We start from the raw sequence: 20474 nt of genomic DNA, 5'->3' as shown, positions 1-20474 counted from the left end.
CAAGATGAATGTGACGTGAGTTACGCGATCCACAGAAAGAGTCCACCGTGCCGATATCTACACTCGTACATCGTGACCAAGGCTGAGCCGGAAAATCGCGCAGCCAAGAAGGAGCGCACACGCCAAGCGCTGCTCGATACCGCGATGGATCTCCTCGCCGACCGGAGTTTTGCCGGCATCAGCCTCCGCGAAGTGGCCCGCGAGGCGGGCATCGTCCCCACGGCCTTCTATCGGCACTTCGCCTCGATGGAAGACCTCGGAGTCGTCCTGGTCGAGGAGAGCATGCGCATGCTTCGGCAAATGTTGCGCGACGCCAGGCGCGACCCCAGCCCCAAGAACGCCGGAACCTCACTCGATATCCTTGTCCGCCAGGTTCATTCACACGAGCGCGAGTTTCGCTTCCTCTGCCGCGAACGCTACGGCGGCATCAGCGAGATACGACGCGCCATCAACACCGAGATGCGATTGTTCGTCAGCGAACTCACCGTCGACCTCTCCCGAATGGCTGGGCTGGAAAACTGGCGACACGACGATCTTGAAATTGCGGCCGACCTGATCGTCGGCGTGATGTTCACCGCCGTCGTGGCACTGCTCGACGCAGGCTCGCCGGGATATCCCAGCGAAGATGCTGTAATCGCGCGGGCCGAAAAGCAGTTGCGGCTGATCATTCTGGGTATGGCTACCTGGGATCCCTCTCGAACCTAGAAACAGAGTCGAACACTACGAACTCGTACACGAGGCGTAGTTCCGGTCAGTAGTGGATCCGGAACCCGCCGATGAATGTCAGGGTGTTGCCGTCAGGATCGCTGATGCTCGACAACTGCACACCTTTGTTTGCATCCACCACCGCATCCAGCGTCAGTCCTCGCGCACCGATCGCCTCACGGTGCGTCGTGAGGTCGTCCACGGCAAAATTGAGCAGCGCCAGACCCGCACGGCGAGTGTCCACCGTGACCTGTACCCATCCGGTGTCAGTCACACGCCATTCTGCCAAGTTCACCATCGGGCGATTGTCAGGCCCGCGTCCGAACAGACTCGAGTACCACTGCACTGCCTCTGTCAGATCTCGAACGGGGACAACAGCGAGAACATGATCGATCGACATAAGTTTGTACCTCTCGACGTAAAAAATGGCGCTCGTACTCAGATACTGACCTGACAGACCGGGCTAAGTCATCGGCGAATTGTTTCTCTTATCGCAGCGTTCTCGACATTCCAACGCAGCACACACCTGTTCTGCCGCGATCCGTGAGACCCTCGACGCATGAGCGATGTCATCATCATCGGTTCCGGATTCGCCGGATTATGGGCCGCGCTCGGCGCTGCTCGGCGGCTCGACGAACTCGGGATACCGGCCGGGCAGGTGTCGATCACGGTGCTCAGTGCCCAGCCCTTCCACGACATCCGGGTGCGCAACTACGAGGCCGATCTCAGCGCCTGCCGCATCCCGCTGGCCGATGTCCTCAACCCGGCCGGGATCGCCTATGTCACCGCGGAGGTGACCGCAATCGACACCGGTGCGCGGACCGTCTCCGCAAACGTCGGTGGTCAGTCGCAGACGTACGGCTACGACCGCCTCGTTCTGGCGGCAGGTAGCCGTGTAGCCCGACCCGATATCCCGGGTCTGACGGAGTTCGGGTTCGACGTCGATACCTACGACGGCGCAATGAAACTCGACGCTCATTTGACCCTGCTGGCCGAAGGACCCGTCACACCCGCCGCGGCGACCGTGGTGGTGGTCGGGGCCGGCCTGACGGGCATCGAAACCGCCTGCGAGTTGCCAGGCCGGCTCACTGCCCTGTTCGGCGCCGACGTGACCTCGCGCGTGGTGCTGGTGGACCACAACCCCAACGTCGGATCGGATATGGGTGCGTCGGCGAGGCCGGTCATCGAAGCGGCATTGTCCAACACCGGAGTCGAGACACTGACCGGGATGAGTGTGACCACGGTGGACCAGGGCGGGGTCACGCTGTCTTCGGATGAGATGGTGCCCGCCGCGACGGTCATCTGGTGCGCCGGCATGAAGGCAAACCCGTTGACCGCGCAATTCCCGGTCGAACGTGATCGGCTCGGACGGCTCCCGGTCGACGACTATCTCCAGGTGATCGGCGTACCAGGCGTATTCGCTGCCGGCGACGTCGCCACCGCGAAGATGGATAATCAGCATCAGTCGGTGATGTCCTGCCAGCACAGCCGGCCGATGGGCCGCTACGCCGGGTACAACGTGATCGGTGATCTGCTCGGCAATCCGATGCTGGCCCTCCGCATCCCGTGGTATGTCACGGTTTTGGACCTAGGCCCGGCAGGTGCGGTCTACACCGAAGGCTGGGATCGGCAAGTTGTGGCGACCGGCGCACAGGCCAAAGCCACCAAGAACACCATCAACACCCAACGCATCTATCCGCCGTTGACCCGCGATCGGGCCGCCCTACTGACCGCCGCCGCACCAGAACTACAGACACGGCCGGCCCGCGGACACCAGTAGTCTGCCTTTCGCACACCTTCCCCCAAACGTATCGCCTGCTGAGGCGACCGCCGGTCATCAATTCAGCCCGAAGTGTGGTGTGGATCCGGAGTTGCCTCGTACGGTGGCACCATGTCCTCCACGAATACGTTTCGGATTCCTGTCGGCGACCTGACATTCGACGTCCTGATTTCCGGTCCGGACGACGGCGTCCCGCTTCTTGCCTTGCATGGATTCCCCGAAAGCGCCGCGTCCTGGGGCAAAGTGACTCCCCTACTGACGGCCGCCGGATTTCGCGTCATAGCGCCGCATCAGCGCGGGTATTCCCCCGATGCCCGTCCCTCCGGCGTCGACGCCTATCGCATCGAGCACCTTGTTGCCGATACCGTCGGCCTGCTCGACGCCCTGGGGTTGCCCGACGCTCATCTTGTCGGCCACGACTGGGGATCCGCAGTGGCCTGGCAGGTTGCGGGACGGCATCCACAGCGAATTCGCAGCCTGACCGCAATCTCGGTTCCCCACCCCACCGCTTTCGGTTGGGCGCTGCGCGAAGACCAGGATCAAAAGGAACGCTCGACGTACATCCGACTGCTCCGCCAGGAAGGGAAGGCCGAAAAGGTGTTGTCGGAGGACAACTTCCGACGATTGCGGGCGATGTTCGACGGCCAGATCGATCCCGAGTTCGCCGACGAACATATTCGCATCCTCAGTGGCGATGGAGCATTGACCGGCGCATTGAACTGGTATCGCGCCATGACTCGCGATTTCGGAGACATAGCCCCCACCACTGTTCCGACGACGTACGTCTGGAGTACGGCCGACACCGCACTCGGCCGCGCCGCAGCAGAACGATGCGGTGAATTCGTGGATGCGCCGTACGAATTTGTGGTTCTGGAGGGCGGCAGTCACTGGGTACCCGAGGAACGCGCCGAGGAACTGGCGGACGCGATAATCCGGCGAGCGGGAGCCTGATCCGACCTACACCTGAGCTTCTATGTAGGTTGTCATACATATACTGACTGCCTACTACACCGATTTCACCGTCAGGAGCTTGTCGTGACCACAACCGTTGCACCCCCGCATCCGTTTGATGCCGCAGTCGACCTGGAATCCATTACGCCGGGTCTCTCGACCGGGCACACCAGTACCGCATACAACAACATGGTCGGCCCGTTCGGCGGAATCACCTCGGCCACGTTGCTGGCCTCGGTTCAGAGGCACCCCGAGTGCCTAGGTGAACCACTGTCGCTGACGGTCAATTTTGCGGGCCCGATCGCCGAAGGCCAGTTCGAGATCACTGCGCGTCCGGTGCGCACCAACCGAACGACACAGCATTGGTGGATCGAACTCGCTCAGAACGGCACCGTGGCGACTACCGCAACAGCTGTGTTCGGCCTCCGCCGCGATACCTGGGACTCCACGGAAATCGAGATGCCCGCGGTGCCGGCTGCAGAAGATGTTCCCGCGCAACCGTTCCCCGAGTTCATCGCTTGGGCTCAGAATTACGAAATGCGGTTTATCGAGGGCGCAATCCCCGATCTGGAATCCGGCGAGCATCCCGACTCCGTCTCGACTCTCTGGGTTCGCGACAGCCCGCCGCGCGCGCTTGATTTCTTCTCGCTGACCTCGTTGTGCGATGTGTTCTTTCCGCGAGTGTTCCTGCGCCGCGGCAAGATGGCTCCCGCTGGAACCGTATCGCTGACGATCTACTTCCATGCCGACGCCGCAGCGCTGGCCCGGCAGTCCGATCGCTCCGTCCTCGGAACCGCACGCACCCAGCGTTTCGGTAACGGTTACTTCGATCAGAGCGCCGAATTATGGGGCAGTGACGGCGAACTGCTGGCCACCACTCACCAATTGGTCTACTTCAAGGACTAACAGCCTCCGCACTGTCGCCTTCGGGCGCCTTGACCAGCGACAAGGCAGCCAGACCCACAGCAAGAACCACCAACAGTCCGACGATGCCGGCGCGATCGGCACCGAACATCCACGCAAACAGGCCGAACAGTGTCGGCGCAAGAAACGATACTGCTCGGCCTGTGGTCGCATACAGACCAAAAAGCTGACCTTCACGACCGGGCGGAGTGATGCGCGCCAGGAACGTTCGAGCGGACGATTGTGCCGGCCCGACAAACAAGCACAGCGCGAGTCCGAAGATCCAGAACATCACCGGCCCGGACACCGCGATCAAGATTGCACCGACCACGATCATCGACGCGAGCGATACGGTGATGACCTGCTTGGGCCCGATCCGGTCGTCGAATCGCCCTGCCACCAAGGCGCCGATGGCCGAAATAACGTTGGCCGCAACGCCGAACAACAGTACGTCCGCAGCACTGATGCCGTACACATTCACGGCAAGGACAGCACCGAAAGTGAACACCCCGGCGAGTCCGTCGCGGAACAAGGCGCTCGCGATCAAGTACCAGATAGTGCGACGGTCGACGATCCACAGTTCGCGCAAGTCGCGCCACAGCACGCGGTAGGAATCGAGGAACCCCGCCTTTGCCGCACCCGGATCTGCGTCGGGCGTAGGCAACTCGGGCACCTTGAAGAACACCGGGATCGCGAAGACGGCAAACCATACCGCCGCAAGCAGTGCCACCATCCGGATGTTCAGGCCGCCGTCGGTGGTCAATCCCAGAAAACCTCGCGTGTCGCCGTCACCGACGATGAACCCGAAGTAGCAGAGCAACAACAGAACAATTCCACCGAAATAACCCATGGCCCAGCCGAACCCGGACACGCGGCCCAAGTTCTCCGGCGTCGACACCTGCCGCATCATGGCGTTGTACGGAACTCCGGCCAGTTCGAAGATCACCGAACCGATGGCGAGGAGCACAAGCCCCAGCCACAGATACCGATAGTTGTCCTCGACGAAGTACAACCCAGCCATCGACAGAACGGTGATGCCGGTGAGGATCGCCAACGACCACTTGCGCTTGCCTGACGCGTCGAACCGTTGTCCGGTGACGGGAGCAAGAATCGCGATGAAGAATCCGGCGATTCCGAGTGCCCAACTGAGCCATGTTGTGGCCGACACCGAGCCGGGTAGATCGTCGCCCACTGCGTCGGTGAGGTAAACGGAGAAGACAAAAGTCAAGATCACCGCGTTGAATGCTGCAGATCCCCAGTCCCACAGCCCCCACGCAACCACCTGACTCTTGGTCGCCGCGGCGCCTATCCCTGCGGGCGGTTCCGCCTGCGTACTTGTCGACTCTGCGCTCATGATCGCGAGCCTATTCGAGCGAGAGGGACAAAACAGTGCAAACTTTTCAGGGTATGCACTTGGTTGCATATGGAACGAGGTGCATACATACTTCACTCATGGCACTCGAACACGCGCTCCTCACCTCGCTGACCGAGCAGGAGGCGTCGGGCTACGACCTGACCCGTCGATTCGACAAGTCGATCGGGTTCTTCCACAGCGCGACGCACCAGCAGATCTACCGCGTACTCAAGCGGATGGACGAAGCCGGGTGGCTCGAGGTGGAAACCGTCGCTCAGGACGGGCGCCCGGACAAGAAGGTGTATCGGGTCTCCGGAGCCGGCCGCGCCGAGCTGACGCGCTGGATAGCCGAACCGTCCGAACCCAGCCATCTGCGTAATGAACTGGCCGTGAAGATCCGCGCCGCCGGTAGCGCAGACATCCCCGCACTTCGAGACGAAGTCGCTCGCCACCGCGACGGCCACGCCTCCCGACTCGACGTCTACCGACTTATCGAGAAACGCGACTTCCCCAATCCCACAGCTCTCTCCGGATCACCCCTGCATCAGTATCTCGTTCTGCGCGGCGGCATCCGCGTCGAAGAGGGCTTTGTCGACTGGTGCCAGGAAATTCTGGACGCCCTACCCCCTGCCGACAACAACTCAGCCGACAACAACTCCGCTGCCAGCAACTCGGAAGGACACCCGCAGCCATGACCACTCCGCAGTTCCCCCTCCTGTTCGAACCCCTCGACCTCGGGTTCACCACACTGAAGAACCGCGTAGTCATGGGTTCGATCCACACCGGTCTCGAAGACCGGGCCAAAGACATCGACAAACTTGCCGAGTACTTTGCCGAACGCGCGCGCGGCGGCGTCGGATTGATCGTCACCGGCGGCTACGCCCCCAACCGCACCGGCTGGCTCCTTCCGTTCGGAGCCAAGCTGACCAACAAGATCGAGGCGCGCCGCCATCGCCGGATCACCAAGGCAGTACACGACGCAGGTGGCAAGATCGCATTGCAGATCCTGCACGCCGGTCGGTACAGCTACCAACCGTTCAGTGTGTCGGCGTCGTCGATCAAAGCGCCGATCAACCCGTTCCGGCCACGGCGGCTCACTGATCGTGGGGTGCGCTGGCAGATCCGCAACTACGTCCGTTGCGCCAAGCTCGCTCAATCCGCCGGATACGACGGCGTCGAAATCATGGGCGGCGAAGGCTATTTCATCAACCAGTTCCTGTGCGAGCGCACGAACAAGCGTAAAGATCAATGGGGCGGTAGCTCCGAAAACCGTCGACGCATGGCCGTCGAGATCGTCAGACGTACCCGCCGCGCCGTCGGCCCGAACTTCATCGTCGTGTTCCGCCTGTCTATGGCCGATCTGGTCGAAGGCGGTCAGACATGGGATGAAATCGTCACTCTGGCACAGGAAATCGAAGCTGCGGGCGCCACGATCATCAACACCGACATCGGCTGGCACGAGTCACGGGTGCCCACTATCGTGACCTCCGTACCCCGCGCCGCCTTTGTCGACATCACCGGCAAACTCGAAAAGCACGTCAGCATTCCGGTGGTCGCATCCAACCGGATCAACATGCCCGAGACGGCTGAGGAAATTCTCACCCGCGGCGACGCGCAATTGATCTCCATGGCCCGCCCGATGCTGGCCGATCCCGACTGGGCAAACAAAGCACAACGCGGAGCACCAGACGAGATCAATACCTGCATCGCCTGCAACCAGGCCTGCCTCGACCACGCCTTTGTGCGCAAACATGTGTCCTGCCTGCTCAATCCACGCGCGGGACGCGAGACGACGCTCGTTCTCTCCGCCACCCGCCGCAGCAAGAATCTTGCTGTTGTCGGCGGCGGACCTGCCGGTCTCTCTGCAGCGTTGAATCTCGCACAACGCGGCCACACAGTCACCCTGTTCGAGGCGTCGGACACGATCGGCGGCCAGTTCGGGATCGCGCAGTTGATCCCGGGCAAGGAAGAGTTCACCGAAACCATCCGGTACTACACCAGGCAACTCGACCTTGCCGGCGTCGACGTCAAGCTCGAAACACGCGTGACTCCAGCCGATCTCATCGGATCCTTCGACGAGGTAGTGGTCGCCACCGGAGTGACGCCGCGAGTCCCGAACATCCCCGGCATCGAGAATCCGAAGGTACTGACGTACGCCGAGGTGGTCCGCGAGGGCAAGCCCGTCGGCAAGACCGTCGCTGTGATCGGAGCCGGGGGTATCGGCGTCGACGTCAGCGAATTCCTCACTCACCCAACATCACCCACCTTGCACCTGAAGGAATGGAAGCAGGAGTGGGGCGTCACGGAACCCGAGATGGCACCGGGAGCGCTCACCACACCCATCCCGGAGCTTTCGGAGCGTGAGGTCTACCTCCTGCAGCGCAAGCCCGGACGCATCGGAGCCGGCCTCGGCAAGACAACCGGCTGGGTCCACCGCGCCGCGTTGAAGAACAAGGGTGTGCATGAACTCTCCGGCGTGAACTACGAACGGATCGACGACGCCGGCCTGCACATCACCTTCGGCGAGAAGCACGAGAAGCCTCGCCTCCTCGAGGTCGACACCATCGTGATCTGCGCCGGACAGGAATCCGTGCGCGATCTCGTCGACGAGCTGACCGTTGCCGGCATGGTGACCCACATCATCGGCGGGGCAGACGTAGCCGGCGAACTCGATGCAAAACGTGCCATCGAACAGGGCACACGACTGGCCGCGAAGATCTGACCGACTACGCTGACTGATCGTGAGCCTGCCGACACCCACCACCACAGCCCGCGCCGTCGTGACCGGTGCCTCCTCCGGAATCGGAGAGGCACTGGCCACTGATCTGGCCTCCCGCGGACACTCCCTGATCCTGGTCGCACGACGCGGCGACGTCATGGAGGGTCTTGCCGAGACACTTCGCGCCAAGCACGGCGTCGACGTCGAGGTCCGTGCCTGCGATCTCTCGGACAGCGCGGCCCGTGCCGTCCTGGTCGAGGAACTGGGCACGCGTGAGATCAGCATCCTGTGCAACAACGCCGGTATCGCCACCTTCGGGCCGGTAGCCGAGCTCGACCCGAGCTACGAGCGCGCACAGGTCGAACTCAACGCCGTCGCGGTGCACGATCTCACCCTGGCCGTTCTGCCCGGAATGGTCGAGCGCAAGTCCGGCGGCATCCTGATGGTCGGATCGGCCGCCGGAAACATGCCGATTCCCAACAATGCGACCTACGCCGCCACCAAGGCCTTCGTGAACACGTTCGCGGAATCCCTGCGCGGGGAACTCAAAGGCAGCGGCGTCAACGTCACTCTCCTCGCCCCCGGACCGGTTCGCACCGAGACCCCGGACCCCGCCGAGGCCTCGATCGTCGACAAGCTGGTCCCGGACTTCTTCTGGATCTCGAGCGAGTACACGGCCAAGGTCTCCCTCGACGGTCTGGCCGAGAACAAGATGCGCGTTGTCCCGGGCATCCTGAGCAAGGCGATGTCCGTCGCCGGCGGTTACACCCCGCGCGCAGTTGTCGCGCCAATCGTTGGCACGTTCTACAAGAAGCTCGGCGGCTGAGTCATCCGAACTTCTCGCTCGTTGGCTGTAGGGGCAATCCTTCTCACGACCGGAGGGTTGCCCTTACTGCTACCCACCACGGCAAACGCGTGCTCGTGTGTTTCCTTCGAGTCGCCGCAAGAGGCAGTGAGTGTCTCCAGCACCATCTTCCTCGGCACGCCCACCGAGAAATCCTCGGACGGGTTCGAGGACACCTATCTGTTCGACGTCAGTCGCGTCTACAAGGGTGATGTCTCGTCCGTGACGTCGGTGGGAACACTCGCAAACGGGAATGGTTGCGGCACAAGCTACGTACTCGGTACCGAACGACTGATGTTCCTGTCGGCACCCTACGACGTCGACGCCGAATACGAGGGATACAGCTGCGCCCCCTATACCGGAACCGATTTCGACGTCCAGGCAACAGTTGAATCCGTCTACGGCGCAGGTTATGTTCCGGAAGCCGGCGGTACTCCGTCTATCGGCGTCTATATCGACAAAACAGCGGTCGTTGGCGGTGTCGCGGCGGTTGCGCTGCTGGCGGCGCTCGGTTTGTTCGGCTGGAAGCGACGACGAACGACATAAAGGGACGCCGTCAAACTCAGTCATATCCCCGTCAAATACCCGTCAAGACAAGGTCCACCGGCACTTTTCCGGAGTAGATCTGTTGGTAGCCCCGCACCGAGCGGGTCACCCTCAGGAGATCGACGTGACGCTTCTCGACATCTTCCCGTCCCTACGCAGCGCGATGACACCGCGCTTGGATCCGGCTTTGTGGCCCATCAGCACTCGCCACGATCAGAGCGGACGCATCTGCATCGGCGACGTCTCCCTCGAAGAGATCGCCGACCAGTACGGAACCCCCACCTATGTCGTCGACGAGGCCGACGTGCGCCACCGCTGCCGGATGTATCGCGAGATCTTCCCCGACGCGGAAATCGTGTACGCGGGCAAGGCTCTCATGATTCGAGCGATGGCAAAATGGGTCTCCGACGAGGGGCTCGGGGTAGACGTCTGCTCGGCCGGCGAACTCACCATCGCACTGACAGCGGGTGTGGACCCGGCACGAATCATCCTGCACGGCAACGCCAAATCTGTCGCAGAGCTGAGAGTAGCCGTCAACGCGGGTGTCGGGCGGATAGTTCTCGACTCCCACAGCGAAGCACTACGACTGGCCTCGGTCTGCACCCAGCCGCAGAAAGTACTGATCCGAGTCACGCCCGGTATCGACATTCACGGACACAAGGCAGTGGCCACCGGCATCGTCGACCAGAAGTTCGGCCTGCCGGCATTCTCCGAAGAATTGGATCGTGCGGTTGCCGCCGTCAGCGCAGCGCCTCACCTCCAACTTATCGGCCTCCATTGCCATCTCGGTTCGCAGATCACCGATCCCGAACATTTCCGCTCCGGGATCAATACGATGATCGCGCAAATGGACGACATACGTCGTTCTCACGGGATCATCCTCACCGAACTCGATCTCGGGGGCGGGCACGGAATCCCGTACGTCCCCGGTGACGCGCAACTCGACCTGACTCGACTGGCAATTGTCATCGACGAATCACTCGATGACGCCTGCACCCGAAATCGCTTTCCTCGCCCCGAAATCGTCCTCGAACCCGGCCGGGCCATCGCCGCTCGGGCCGGTGTCACGCTGTACCGCGTGGCGAACATCAAGACCATCAGCGGCGGCAGGACATTTGTCTCCGTCGACGGCGGCATGAGCGACAATCCGCGAGTGTCGTTGTACAACAGTCGCTACGACGTCGAATTGGTCAACCGACATTCGAATGCGCCGCTCGAGGAAGTGACCGTCGTGGGGCGGCATTGCGAATCGGGAGACGAAATTTCCGTCGGCATACAACTTCCCGCAGACCTTCACGAGGGCGATCTGTTGGGAGTGCCGTGTACCGGCGCCTATCACCACAGCATGGCATCCACCTACAACAGTGTGTGCCGTCCGCCGGTGATTGCCGTGCTCGGTGGCGTCGCACGACCATTGATCCGACGCGAATCGATCAACGACCTACTCGCCCGCGAGGTCGGCATCTGACACTCGCGGGCGTCGAATCGTCAGCGCCTACGGCGGCTACCGGTTCCGAAGATACTGCGCGAGATTTCCCGACCGGCAGCAGATGCCGCCGATTTGAGGAAGCTCTTGACCGCAGAATTGCCGAGAATCTGCTCGGCGATGTTGGGACCCTCCGGCTCGACCGGTGGCGGCGGCGGAAACTGCGACAGATCCGGTAACGGCGGCAGATCCAGCGACGGGTCTGCCGTTGGCGCCCCGGCCACCTTGGCCGTCAGCCTCTCGTACGCCGATTCGCGATCGATCGTCTGACCGTACTTCTGGTGGAGCGGACTCGACGCCGCCGCGGCTGTGATGGCGTCGTTGCCGATCGTGTCCATCAGGGAGCGAGGCGGACGAATCTTGGTCCAGGCCACCGGTGTCGGCGCACCCTTCTCCGAGAGGACGGTCACGATGGCCTCGCCGGTTCCCAACGACGTGAGTGCCTTCTCGAGGTCGTAATGCTCCGTCTTCGGGTACGTGCGGACCGTCTTGTTGAGCGCCTTCTGATCGTCCGGAGTGAACGCACGCAGAGCGTGCTGCACCCTGGCTCCCAGTTGCGACAAAACAGAATTGGGGATGTCGGTGGGCAACTGCGTGCAGAAGAACACACCGACACCCTTGGAGCGAATCAACTTCACGGTCTGCTCGACTTGCTGAAGGAAAGCCTTCGACGCGTCGGCGAACAACAGATGGGCCTCGTCGAAGATGAAGACCAACTTGGGTTTCTCCAAGTCCCCTTCTTCCGGCAGGGTCTGGAACAGGTCGGCCAGCACCCACATCAGGAACGTGGAGAACATCGCCGGACGCGCGGCCTGCGCGCCGAGTTCGAAGAGTGTGATGACGCCGGCGCCACCGACAACCCGCAGCAGGTCCTCGGTTTCGAGTTCCGGTTCACCGAAGAAGGTGTCACCACCGTCGGCCTCGAGATTGACCAGCGAGCGCAGGATGACCCCAGCCGTGGCCGTTGACACGCCGCCGATTCCCTTCAGATCTGCCTTGCCTTCGGCACTGGTGAGGTGCGCGATGACCGAACGCAAGTCCTTGAGATCCAACAACGCCAGGCCCTGAGTATCCGCCCAGTGGAAAATCAATCCGAGCGTGGACTCCTGAGTCTCGTTGAGCCCCAGCACCTTACTGAGCAGGATCGGCCCGAAACTCGTGATGGTGGCGCGGACCGGAATCCCGATCCCGCCGGTTCCCAGCGACAGAAATTCGACGGGCATACCGGACGGAGTCCAGGAGTCGTCACCCGTCTCGATTGCCCGAGCGGTGATCTTGTCGTTGCTCTCCCCCGCTTTGGACAATCCCGAGAGATCACCCTTCACATCCGCCATCACGACGGGCACACCCGCGGCGGAGAGCTGTTCCGCGATGCCCTGCAACGTCTTGGTCTTGCCCGTACCGGTTGCACCGGCAATCAAGCCGTGACGGTTGACGGTGGCCAAGGGAATACGCACCCGGGCTGCCGGATCTGCCACTCCGTCGACAACAATCGACCCCAGCTCCAGCGCCCGCCCCTCCGACGAATAGCCCGCGGCGATCTCGGCTGCAGCACCCGATGGAGCCGGGGGCGTGGCTGCGCCTTGCGCAGCAGCACTCTCTGCGGCGAGAGCCTCACGCTCAGCGTCCTCAGCGGCCTGTGCGGCCTCGGCCGCAACCCGAGCAGCTTCGGCAGCAGCGGCCTTGGCCACTTTCGCCTTCTCGGCCGGCGTCAGTGAAACAGCGCCGTCCTTGGGATCCACGGTCATACAAGGCCCTCCTCATTTGCACTACAAAAGAAGATCTACGCGCGTCGAGATGTCACCGCAGACCTTATCCTTCCGGCCGCGCCCACTACTGTGTTCCTGGTGCAGGACAAATTGGTATGGATCGATTGTGAAATGACCGGGCTGCGGCTGGAGTCGGACAAACTCATCGAGATTGCGGCTCTGGTAACCGACAGCGAATTGAACATCTTGGGCGAAGGCGTGGACATCGTCATCCACGCCGACGACGACGCGCTGGCCGCAATGCCGGACGTCGTGAAGAAGATGCACGCCAAATCGGGTCTGACCGAAGAAGTTCGCAAGTCGACGGTCACGCTTGCCGAGGCAGAAAAGGAGGTGCTCGCCTACATCCGTGAGCACGTGCCCGTCGCCGGCACCGCTCCCCTGGCGGGCAATTCCATTGCCACCGACCGCGGATTCATCTCGCGGGACATGAGCGCGCTGGACACCTACCTGCACTACCGGATGATCGACGTCAGCTCCATCAAGGAGCTCTCGCGTCGCTGGTACCCGCGAATCTACTTCGGCCAGCCCGAAAAAGGCCTCGCGCACCGCGCCCTGGCCGACATCAAGGAATCCATCCGCGAACTCAAGTACTACCGCAGTACCGCATTTGTCCCCGCTCCCGGACCGTCCAGCGCAGAGATCGCAGCCGTCGTAGAGGGCCTCGGGCCTGCCTGACCTGCCGATTGGCATCCTGGCCAACTTTCAGGCTAGTATCTTCTACGTCAAAGCAACCGGGTCAAACCGGTCGCCGAGGCAATGGTGGGCGTAGTTCAGTTGGTAGAGCACCAGGTTGTGATCCTGGCTGTCGCGGGTTCGAGTCCCGTCGCTCACCCAAAGGGAACCCCCGGAAATGTCGAAAGATATTTCCGGGGGTTCTTTTGGTTGGGTCCGCAAACACCACTGCGAACGAAAATGCCCCCAACCGATCGGCTGGGGGCATTCTGACGTTTCAGTACTTCAGGGACGCACTCAGACGTCCGCGTTACCGGCCTTCCACACGTTCCACGGGATGTTCCAGTCCCCCAGGCCGTCGGTGCCCGAAAGCGTGCCACCGACGGTGTTCTTCACGATGACGATGTCGCCGCGTTTGGTGTTGTCGTACACCCACTTGGCATTGGCGGGGCTCAGGTTGAGGCAGCCGTGACTGGTGTTGGAGTAACCCTGCTGCCCGACAGACCACGGCGCTGAATGGAAGAAGATGCCGCTGTAGGACATTCGCGTCGCCCAGTCGACCGGAGTCTTGTATCCGTCAGCGGAAGTGACAGGCACTCCGTACGTCGAGGAGTCCATGACCAAGTTCGCGAACCTGTCACCGATGATGTAGACACCGTTGTCGGTGGGGGTGCTGTCCTTACCCATCGACGTGGGCATGGTCATGACAGTCTCACCGTTAACCTGGAAAGTGACCTGTTTCGTGTTGTCGTCGGCAACGGCAATCACGGAATCACCGATGTCGAAGGATGTCTTGGCGTCCTCCTGGCCGAAGACGCCTTTGCCCAGATCGCGGCCGTAGACGTTGACCTTGACGTCAACCTTGGTGCCCGGCGCCCAGTACGCCTCCGGACGCCACCGAACCTCGCGGTTGTTGACCCAGTAGAAAGCACCTTCGACAGCCGGCGTCGTCGTGACGGTGATCGACTCTTCGGCAGCCTTGCGATCCGGAATGTTCTCGTCGAACTGCACGGCGATCGGCTGGCCGATACCGACCACGGAACCCTCGCCGGGCATAACGTACGGCTTGGTGAGGTTGCCGGGCGCGCTGGTCGTGAACGACGTCACCGTGGTGCTGGCGCCGCCCAATCCGTAGGCCTGGGCCTCGATCTTGTACTTGCGGTTGTAGCCGAGGGGTTCAGCGGTCACCCACGACGCTCCGTCGGCCGCGAGGGTGCCGGCAACGGTCTTACCGTCGGCGTTGACCATCCGAACGTCGGACAGGCTGCCGTCGGCAACGTCGATGCGGACCGGATCGCCCGGGGAGAAACCGATTGCGCCGTCAGCGACGGTGGAGGTGACTTTCGGCTTGATGAGCTCGGTCAACGGGTTGGAGTCGATCGGCGCGGCGCCCTCGTTGTCCACGGCAGCCCCACTGGACGTGCACGCGGTCACCAGAACCAACGCTCCCAACGACACGGCGGCCATGGCGGCGCCCCTCGAGATTCGGCCTGTCCCTCCACGCACGGACATGCCCCACCACTGACGACTCATTTGTTCGACTCCGCTTCACATGTTAACGACCAGCAATTGCGCCAGGTCAATGATGCCAGGCACAGTCGTTACTCACGGTCATGAAAACCCCGTCGAAGAGTAACGTTCGAATATCAATCGTTTCGTACCGATTGGAATGTTACCGATTTCGGTCAATGTCACAGAAACCACCCGTCCAACGACGGCCCACCAGGCGATTTGCTCCCGACGGAACGGTTCGGCTAATGTTCTGTCTCGCAAGAGCGAGCGCCTATAGCTCAGTTGGTAGAGCAAGTGACTCTTAATCACTGGGTCCGGGGTTCGAGTCCCTGTGGGCGCACTTGCAAAGATCCCCATCGTGGAAACACGGTGGGGATCTTTTTTGTGTCCGGGCGGCGAATACACTCCAGCGAACCCGACAAAATGGAGCGAGCCATGACTGATCTGCCCGATTCGGAAGTCGCATTTGCCGGTGTCGTCGGTCAAGCCGAACTGATCCGCAGCGGCCAACTGTCGGCTCGTGAATTGACCGAACATGCACTCAGACGTATCGAACGCCTCAATCCCACACTCAACGCCTTCACCCGCGTCCTCGCCGACGAAGCGATCGCCGAAGCCACCCGACTCGACGAGCGCCAGGCCTCCGGCGACCCTGTCGGTCTCCTGCACGGCGTGCCCATCGCGATCAAGGACGAGAACGACGTAGCCGGAACACCCACCACCTACGGCGGTGCTGCAGTCACTCGGATCGCGAATTCGGACTCCGAGGTGGTACGACGCTTACGCGACGCCGGAGCAGTCATCATCGGAAAAACCACGATGCCGGAGTTCGGCATCTGGCCGTTCACCGAGACCGCCGCGCACGGCTACACCCGAAATCCCTGGAACACAACAGTATCCACGGGAGGATCGAGTGGCGGCACGGCAGCAGCTGTCGCGTCGGGCATGGTTGCCGCAGGAATCGGCGGCGACGGCGGCGGTTCCATCCGGCTTCCGTCGGCATTCTGCGGATTGTTCGGACTGAAAGCGCAACGCGGCCGAGTAAGCACCGCACCGAACGGCAACCTGTGGCGCAGCCTCGGGACGCTCGGCCCGCTTACCCGCTCGGTCGAGGACAGCGCACTCGTCTACGACGCCATTATCGGCACCACACCGGTGGACGACTACCGAGCCGAACCACTCGGGGCCCGCTTCACCGAAGGTGCGGTGTCCCCGCTGCACCCCCTCCGTATTGCCGTGTCCACCCGCTGCCCCGTGCGCGGCGTCACGCCGGCGCCCGAAGTGGTTGCCGGGGTTCGTGCGGTCGCAGAAATGTTGAGCGCGTTGGGGCACCACGTCGACGAACATGATCCCCGATACCCCGATGCAACGGCGTCGTTCCTCCCCCAGGTACTCGGCGGCGTACGCGACGAAGCTTTGCGCGTCGATCGGCCCGATCTTCTCGAAAAGCGAACTCGCGCACTGTCTTCGATCGGAAGAATCGCGTCGCCCCGGCGCGTCGGCCGGGCGGCGTACCGGCGTGGCCAACGGATCGCGCACACCGTCAACCAAGTTTTCGACACGTATGACATAGTGCTGATGCCGACCACACCCGCCTTGCCGCGGCGGATCGGTCAACTCGAGGGCACAGGACTGCTGTCCGCCGTCCGCAAGGCTTTGCCGATCGCGGCGTACTGCTCGATCTGGAATGTGTGCGGCAATCCGGCGGCGGCCGTTCCGGCGGGATTTTCGACCGACGGGCTCCCCCTCAGCGTCCAACTGGTGTCGCGACCGAACGGCGAGCTGACAATTTTGTCGCTCGCACATCAGCTGGAGGGTCGGATCGGGTGGACGAATTCCCGTCCGCCGCAGGCCTGAAAGACACGTGCGATGTAACTGCCGTCACGATTACGACGACGCGTTTTGCAAACTGAGGAGCCCGTCGGCTAGTGTTCTGTCTCGCAAGAGCGAGCGCCTATAGCTCAGTTGGTAGAGCAAGTGACTCTTAATCACTGGGTCCGGGGTTCGAGTCCCTGTGGGCGCACTTGCAAGAAGGCCCCCATCTCATCGAGATGGGGGCCTTCTTCATGTCCGACGCCGTTCGGTGATCAGCGAATGATCTTGCGAATGACCAGGAGTCCGACAACGGATCCCACGGCGATCAACGCGTACTTCACGTTCGGCTCGTTGAGCTTGGCGAGCACCGTCTTCTTGGTGTTCTCGACCAGCCGCTTCGGGTTGGTCCGTACCGTCAGTTCGTCGAGTGTGCTCGCGAGCTGGTTACGCGCCTTCTCGATCTCGCGCTCGATGCTCTCGGTGTCCCTGGGCACGTGTCCTCCAACTTGTCTGTGTGCTGTCGCTTGATGTTCGTTGCCGCTACGTCCGTGCAGACGCAAGGCGTCGACACCTGGTTCTACCGTAGAGGAGCAGATTGCCCGCGCGCCCACCTGGCGCGCAATTTCTCGACTAACCTCGATTCCCGTGACCGAGAACAGTAGATTGTCTGCCGGCGATATCGCGCCGGATTTCACGCTCCCCGACGCCGAAGGCAACGAAGTTTCGTTGCACGACTACCGAGGCCGCAAGGTCATCGTGTACTTCTACCCGGCGGCCAGCACGCCGGGCTGCACCAAGCAGGCCTGCGACTTCCGCGACAACCTCGCCGAATTGAACGGGGCGGGCCTCGACGTCATCGGTATCTCGCCGGACAAGCCCGCCAAGCTCGCCAAGTTCCGCGACAACGAGGAGCTGACCTTTCCGCTGCTCTCCGATCCGGACAAGGCGACGCTGGAGGCCTGGGGCGCGTTCGGCGAGAAGAAGATGTACGGCAAGACCGTCCAGGGTGTCATCCGATCCACCTTCCTCGTCGACGAAGAGGGAAAGATCGAGGTTGCCCAGTACAACGTCCGGGCCACCGGTCACGTCGCCAAGTTGCGACGCGACCTGTCCGTCTAGCTACTCGAACCGGCTCGAGACTCGAACCGACTCAAAAACAGGGCTTCCGCGTACGCGAGATTCTCGATCTCCGACGGGTCGACGCTCTCGTTCGGGGCATGGATGCGGCACTGCGGTTCCTCGACGCCGATCAACGCGATCTCCGCGTCGGGGAACTGCTCCGCCAGCGCGCTACACAGGGGAATCGAGCCTCCCTGTCCGGCAAATCCGACTTCGGCGCCGTACGCCGCACTCAGAGCCGCTGTGAGCTGCTTGAATCCCGGCCCACCCGTGGAAGCACCGAACGGCATTCCCGTCGCCTCCGGGTCCACGCTCACCCGCACGCCCCACGGCGCCGCAGCCAGCAGATGCCCGATCAGCAAGTCCTGGGCCTCGGCGGGATCCGTGCCGGGTGGAACGCGCAGGTTCAACCGTGCGGAAGCTCGTGGCGTAATTGCCGCAGCCGAGCCGACCACGGGCGGGCAGTCGATCCCCAAGATCGTGAGCGCCGGCCGCGCCCACACCTGGTCGGCCACAGAACCCGAGCCGACCAGATCGACCCCTTCGAGGACTCCCGCATCGCCGCGGAATTGTGTGTCGTCGTACTCGACGCCATTCCAGTGCTGATCGCTGACAAGACCGTCGACGGTGGTGTTGCCTTCTTCGTCGTGCAGGGTTGCCAGCATCTGCACCAACGCGGTCATCGCGTCGGGCGCCGGGCCGCCGAACACCCCGGAGTGCACCTCACCTTCGAGCGCCGAGACGTGGACGACCACATTGGCGATACCGCGCAATGACGTCGTGATCGTGGGCTCCCCCACTGCGGTGTTGCCGGTATCGGCGATCAGCATGACATCGGCGTCGAACAGTTCGGGGCGCTGCCGCAGCAGGTCTTCGAGGCCTCCGGTGCCCATCTCCTCCGAGCCTTCGGCGACGATTCGCAGGTTGACAGCCGGCGCCTGCCCGGCTGCTGCGAGCGCTCGGAGTGCGGTCAGGTGCATGACGAGGTTGCCCTTGCAATCCGACGCGCCTCGCCCGTACCACCGTCCGTCGCGCTCGGTCAGCGTGAAAGGTGGCGAATTCCAAAGCTCTTCGTCTCCGGGCGGTTGAACGTCGTAGTGGCAGTACAGGAGAACGGTCGGGGCATCCGCTGGGCCAGGCCGAAATCCGATTACCGCAGCGGAACCGTCCGACGTCTCGACCGCCTCGGCGTCCGCAAATCCCTGTTCGCGGAACGCGCCAACCACCCAGGCGGCAGCTGCCGCACATTCTTCCGGCGGGAATTGCCGCGCATCCGCGACCGACCGCAACGCAACCAACCGCGTCAGATCCTCGTGCGCGCGGGGCATGAGCTCGCGTACTGCGGCTCGCAACTGTTCGGCCATTTTGGTCTCCTTTTCTCGCCGACTCCAGTGTGCCCGAATCACCGATGAGCAACCCTCTCCTGCAGCGCACCTTCGGTCCCCTAGTATCGAAGAGTGGCAACGTCGTCGGATTTCCAGCAGTCGGTCGGGTGATCTTTCGGTGAGCCCGGATATTCCACAAGCGCCAAATTCTGCTGCAGATGCCGATAGCCTCGAATCTGTGCAGCCCTCTACCCGCAACCGCGTACGCCGTCGGCCGGACCCCGCACTCGAAAATTCTCAGAGCGACGCACCTCAGGAACTGCTTCCACGCAAACGTCCGACGCAGGAACGAAGCCAGCGCAAGTTCGATGCTCTTCTCGCCGCCTCTCGCGAACTTCTCACCGACGTCGGTTTCGAATCGTTCACGTGCGAAGAGGTCGCGGCGCGCGCTGACGTTCCCATCGGGACGCTGTATCAGTTCTTCGCCAACAAGTACGTCATCGTGTGCGAATTGAACCGTCAGGACCTCGTGGGGGTGCAACACGAACTGGCGCAGTTCGGCGGTGAGGTACCGTCACTCGATTGGCTGCGGTTCCTCAACAGTTTTGTCGACCACATGGCCGGACTCTGGACGTCCGATCCGTCGCGCCGCGAGGTGTGGTTGGCAATGCAGTCCACGCCGTCCACGCGGGCAACCGGTGTCATTCACGAGAAGCAGTTCGCGGAAACCGTCGCCAAGATGCTAGGTCCGCTCACACCGCGCTCACCGCGGGATCGCCGCATGATGATGGCGGAAGTGCTTGTGCACGTGGTGTATTCGATGCTGAATTTCTCCGTGCAGGACGGCCAGAGCCACGCCGACGCCGTAGTGGAACTCAAGCGTCTGATGGGTGCGTATCTTCTGGTGGCGGAGAAGGAATCTCGATTGAAGGGCCGCGGCACAGCCGACTACGAGGGCTGACGCCAGCTCG

19 protein-coding genes and 3 tRNA genes are annotated in these 20474 nt (G+C 62.4%); 16 read left to right on the top strand and 6 right to left on the bottom strand.

The features are described from left to right. The first annotated feature begins 72 nt into the window (after positions 1-72). A complete protein-coding gene (locus C7T36_RS17285) occupies positions 73-705 on the top strand; it encodes a TetR family transcriptional regulator (protein ID WP_239654703.1) in 633 nt (210 codons plus the stop codon). Between the two features lie 46 nt (positions 706-751). Here C7T36_RS17285 and C7T36_RS17280 read toward each other — a convergent pair whose 3' ends face one another. After that, positions 752-1105: a VOC family protein gene (locus C7T36_RS17280; RefSeq protein ID WP_045066909.1), complete on the bottom strand. Its 354-nt coding sequence runs from the start codon at positions 1103-1105 to the stop codon at positions 752-754. 159 nt (positions 1106-1264) lie between these two features. Between C7T36_RS17280 and C7T36_RS17275 the strand changes: the two genes are divergently transcribed. The 3 genes from C7T36_RS17275 (at position 1265) to C7T36_RS17265 (ending at position 4342) form a co-directional block, all read left to right on the top strand. Next, the gene (locus C7T36_RS17275; protein ID WP_045066908.1) at positions 1265-2485 is read left to right on the top strand and encodes an NAD(P)/FAD-dependent oxidoreductase; all 1221 of its coding nucleotides are present in this window, start codon (positions 1265-1267) and stop codon (positions 2483-2485) included. Between the two features lie 111 nt (positions 2486-2596). Next, a complete protein-coding gene (locus C7T36_RS17270) occupies positions 2597-3436 on the top strand; it encodes an alpha/beta fold hydrolase (RefSeq protein ID WP_033232769.1) in 840 nt (279 codons plus the stop codon). A gap of 84 nt (positions 3437-3520) precedes the next feature. After that, complete coding sequence (locus tag C7T36_RS17265) at positions 3521-4342, top strand: acyl-CoA thioesterase II (protein ID WP_045066907.1); 822 nt, start codon at positions 3521-3523, stop codon at positions 4340-4342. Here C7T36_RS17265 and C7T36_RS17260 read toward each other — a convergent pair. Then, positions 4332-5693, bottom strand: coding sequence for an MFS transporter (locus tag C7T36_RS17260; protein WP_045066906.1), 1362 nt, complete (start codon positions 5691-5693; stop codon positions 4332-4334). The genes C7T36_RS17265 and C7T36_RS17260 overlap by 11 nt on opposite strands. 98 nt (positions 5694-5791) lie before the next feature. Between C7T36_RS17260 and C7T36_RS17255 the strand changes: the two genes are divergently transcribed. From C7T36_RS17255 to lysA, 5 genes are all read left to right on the top strand, one after another. Next, positions 5792-6388, top strand: coding sequence for a PadR family transcriptional regulator (locus tag C7T36_RS17255; RefSeq protein ID WP_045066905.1), 597 nt, complete (start codon positions 5792-5794; stop codon positions 6386-6388). Beyond that, a complete protein-coding gene (locus C7T36_RS17250; protein ID WP_045066904.1) occupies positions 6385-8415 on the top strand; it encodes an NADPH-dependent 2,4-dienoyl-CoA reductase in 2031 nt (676 codons plus the stop codon). Before C7T36_RS17255 ends, C7T36_RS17250 begins: the two co-directional genes overlap by 4 nt. Positions 8416-8434: 19 nt before the next feature. After that, a complete protein-coding gene (gene cmrA / locus C7T36_RS17245) occupies positions 8435-9238 on the top strand; it encodes a mycolate reductase (RefSeq protein WP_033232762.1) in 804 nt (267 codons plus the stop codon). Positions 9239-9364: 126 nt separating this feature from the next. Next, positions 9365-9802 carry a hypothetical protein gene (locus C7T36_RS17240; RefSeq protein WP_045066903.1) on the top strand — a complete coding sequence of 146 codons (438 nt, stop codon included), beginning with the start codon at positions 9365-9367 and terminating at the stop codon, positions 9800-9802. A 124-nt stretch (positions 9803-9926) separates the two neighbouring features. Then, positions 9927-11270, top strand: a complete 1344-nt coding sequence (gene lysA, locus C7T36_RS17235) for a diaminopimelate decarboxylase (RefSeq protein WP_045066902.1) — start codon at positions 9927-9929, stop codon at positions 11268-11270. A 20-nt stretch (positions 11271-11290) separates the two neighbouring features. On the opposite strand, the gene C7T36_RS17230 is transcribed toward lysA, so the two are convergent. Next, the gene (locus C7T36_RS17230; RefSeq protein WP_045066901.1) at positions 11291-13036 is read right to left on the bottom strand and encodes a helicase HerA-like domain-containing protein; all 1746 of its coding nucleotides are present in this window, start codon (positions 13034-13036) and stop codon (positions 11291-11293) included. 99 nt (positions 13037-13135) lie between these two features. Between C7T36_RS17230 and orn the strand changes: the two genes are divergently transcribed. Together orn and C7T36_RS17220 are read left to right on the top strand one after the other, a co-directional pair. Continuing rightward, positions 13136-13735 carry an oligoribonuclease gene (gene orn / locus C7T36_RS17225; RefSeq protein WP_072782550.1) on the top strand — a complete coding sequence of 200 codons (600 nt, stop codon included), beginning with the start codon at positions 13136-13138 and terminating at the stop codon, positions 13733-13735. An 84-nt stretch (positions 13736-13819) separates the two neighbouring features. Further along, positions 13820-13892: transfer RNA gene (locus tag C7T36_RS17220), tRNA-His, on the top strand. Between the two features lie 137 nt (positions 13893-14029). Here C7T36_RS17220 and C7T36_RS17215 read toward each other — a convergent pair. Then, positions 14030-15244, bottom strand: a complete 1215-nt coding sequence (locus tag C7T36_RS17215; RefSeq protein ID WP_045066900.1) for an Ig-like domain-containing protein — start codon at positions 15242-15244, stop codon at positions 14030-14032. Between the two features lie 267 nt (positions 15245-15511). Between C7T36_RS17215 and C7T36_RS17210 the strand changes: the two genes are divergently transcribed. The 3 genes from C7T36_RS17210 (at position 15512) to C7T36_RS17200 (ending at position 17267) form a co-directional block, all read left to right on the top strand. Next, positions 15512-15584, top strand: a tRNA-Lys gene (locus C7T36_RS17210). A 95-nt stretch (positions 15585-15679) separates the two neighbouring features. Further along, positions 15680-17101, top strand: coding sequence for an amidase (locus C7T36_RS17205; RefSeq protein WP_162487737.1), 1422 nt, complete (start codon positions 15680-15682; stop codon positions 17099-17101). Between the two features lie 93 nt (positions 17102-17194). Next, positions 17195-17267, top strand: a tRNA-Lys gene (locus C7T36_RS17200). A gap of 64 nt (positions 17268-17331) precedes the next feature. On the opposite strand, the gene C7T36_RS17195 is transcribed toward C7T36_RS17200, so the two are convergent. Next, on the bottom strand, positions 17332-17553 hold the full coding sequence (locus tag C7T36_RS17195; RefSeq protein ID WP_033232750.1) for a DUF3618 domain-containing protein: 222 nt from the start codon (positions 17551-17553) through the stop codon (positions 17332-17334). A 151-nt stretch (positions 17554-17704) separates the two neighbouring features. Here C7T36_RS17195 and bcp point away from each other — a divergent pair, with 151 nt between their 5' ends. Then, entirely contained in the window at positions 17705-18178 is a 474-nt protein-coding gene (gene bcp, locus C7T36_RS17190; RefSeq protein WP_045066898.1) for a thioredoxin-dependent thiol peroxidase, read from the top strand. Here bcp and C7T36_RS17185 read toward each other — a convergent pair. Further along, positions 18175-19542, bottom strand: a complete 1368-nt coding sequence (locus C7T36_RS17185; RefSeq protein ID WP_045066897.1) for a dipeptidase — start codon at positions 19540-19542, stop codon at positions 18175-18177. The two genes, bcp and C7T36_RS17185, sit on opposite strands and share 4 nt — an antisense overlap. Before the next feature lie 199 nt (positions 19543-19741). Between C7T36_RS17185 and C7T36_RS17180 the strand changes: the two genes are divergently transcribed. After that, positions 19742-20464 (top strand): TetR family transcriptional regulator, encoded by a 723-nt coding sequence (locus tag C7T36_RS17180; protein WP_033232744.1) that lies wholly within the window; start codon positions 19742-19744, stop codon positions 20462-20464. Positions 20465-20474 lie beyond the last annotated feature (10 nt).

This window comes from Rhodococcus sp. AD45-ID (assembly GCF_003023755.1).
Taxonomy (GTDB): domain Bacteria; phylum Actinomycetota; class Actinomycetes; order Mycobacteriales; family Mycobacteriaceae; genus Rhodococcus_F; species Rhodococcus_F globerula.
The sequence above is the reverse complement of the archived record's forward strand: the minus strand, read 5'-3'. Positions and strand labels throughout refer to the sequence as shown.

Excerpts from the sequence above, each read along its gene's own strand:
- C7T36_RS17280 (WP_045066909.1), bottom strand. The coding sequence starts at position 1,105 with ATGTCGATCGATCATGTTCTCGCTGTTGTCCCCGTTCGAGATCTGACA.
- C7T36_RS17275 (WP_045066908.1), top strand. The coding sequence starts at position 1,265 with ATGAGCGATGTCATCATCATCGGTTCCGGATTCGCCGGATTATGGGCC.
- C7T36_RS17270 (WP_033232769.1), top strand. The coding sequence starts at position 2,597 with ATGTCCTCCACGAATACGTTTCGGATTCCTGTCGGCGACCTGACATTC.
- C7T36_RS17260 (WP_045066906.1), bottom strand. The coding sequence starts at position 5,693 with ATGAGCGCAGAGTCGACAAGTACGCAGGCGGAACCGCCCGCAGGGATA.
- C7T36_RS17255 (WP_045066905.1), top strand. The coding sequence starts at position 5,792 with ATGGCACTCGAACACGCGCTCCTCACCTCGCTGACCGAGCAGGAGGCG.
- C7T36_RS17250 (WP_045066904.1), top strand. The coding sequence starts at position 6,385 with ATGACCACTCCGCAGTTCCCCCTCCTGTTCGAACCCCTCGACCTCGGG.
- C7T36_RS17230 (WP_045066901.1), bottom strand. The coding sequence starts at position 13,036 with ATGACCGTGGATCCCAAGGACGGCGCTGTTTCACTGACGCCGGCCGAG.
- C7T36_RS17215 (WP_045066900.1), bottom strand. The coding sequence starts at position 15,244 with ATGTCCGTGCGTGGAGGGACAGGCCGAATCTCGAGGGGCGCCGCCATG.
- C7T36_RS17205 (WP_162487737.1), top strand. The coding sequence starts at position 15,680 with ATGACTGATCTGCCCGATTCGGAAGTCGCATTTGCCGGTGTCGTCGGT.
- C7T36_RS17185 (WP_045066897.1), bottom strand. The coding sequence starts at position 19,542 with ATGGCCGAACAGTTGCGAGCCGCAGTACGCGAGCTCATGCCCCGCGCG.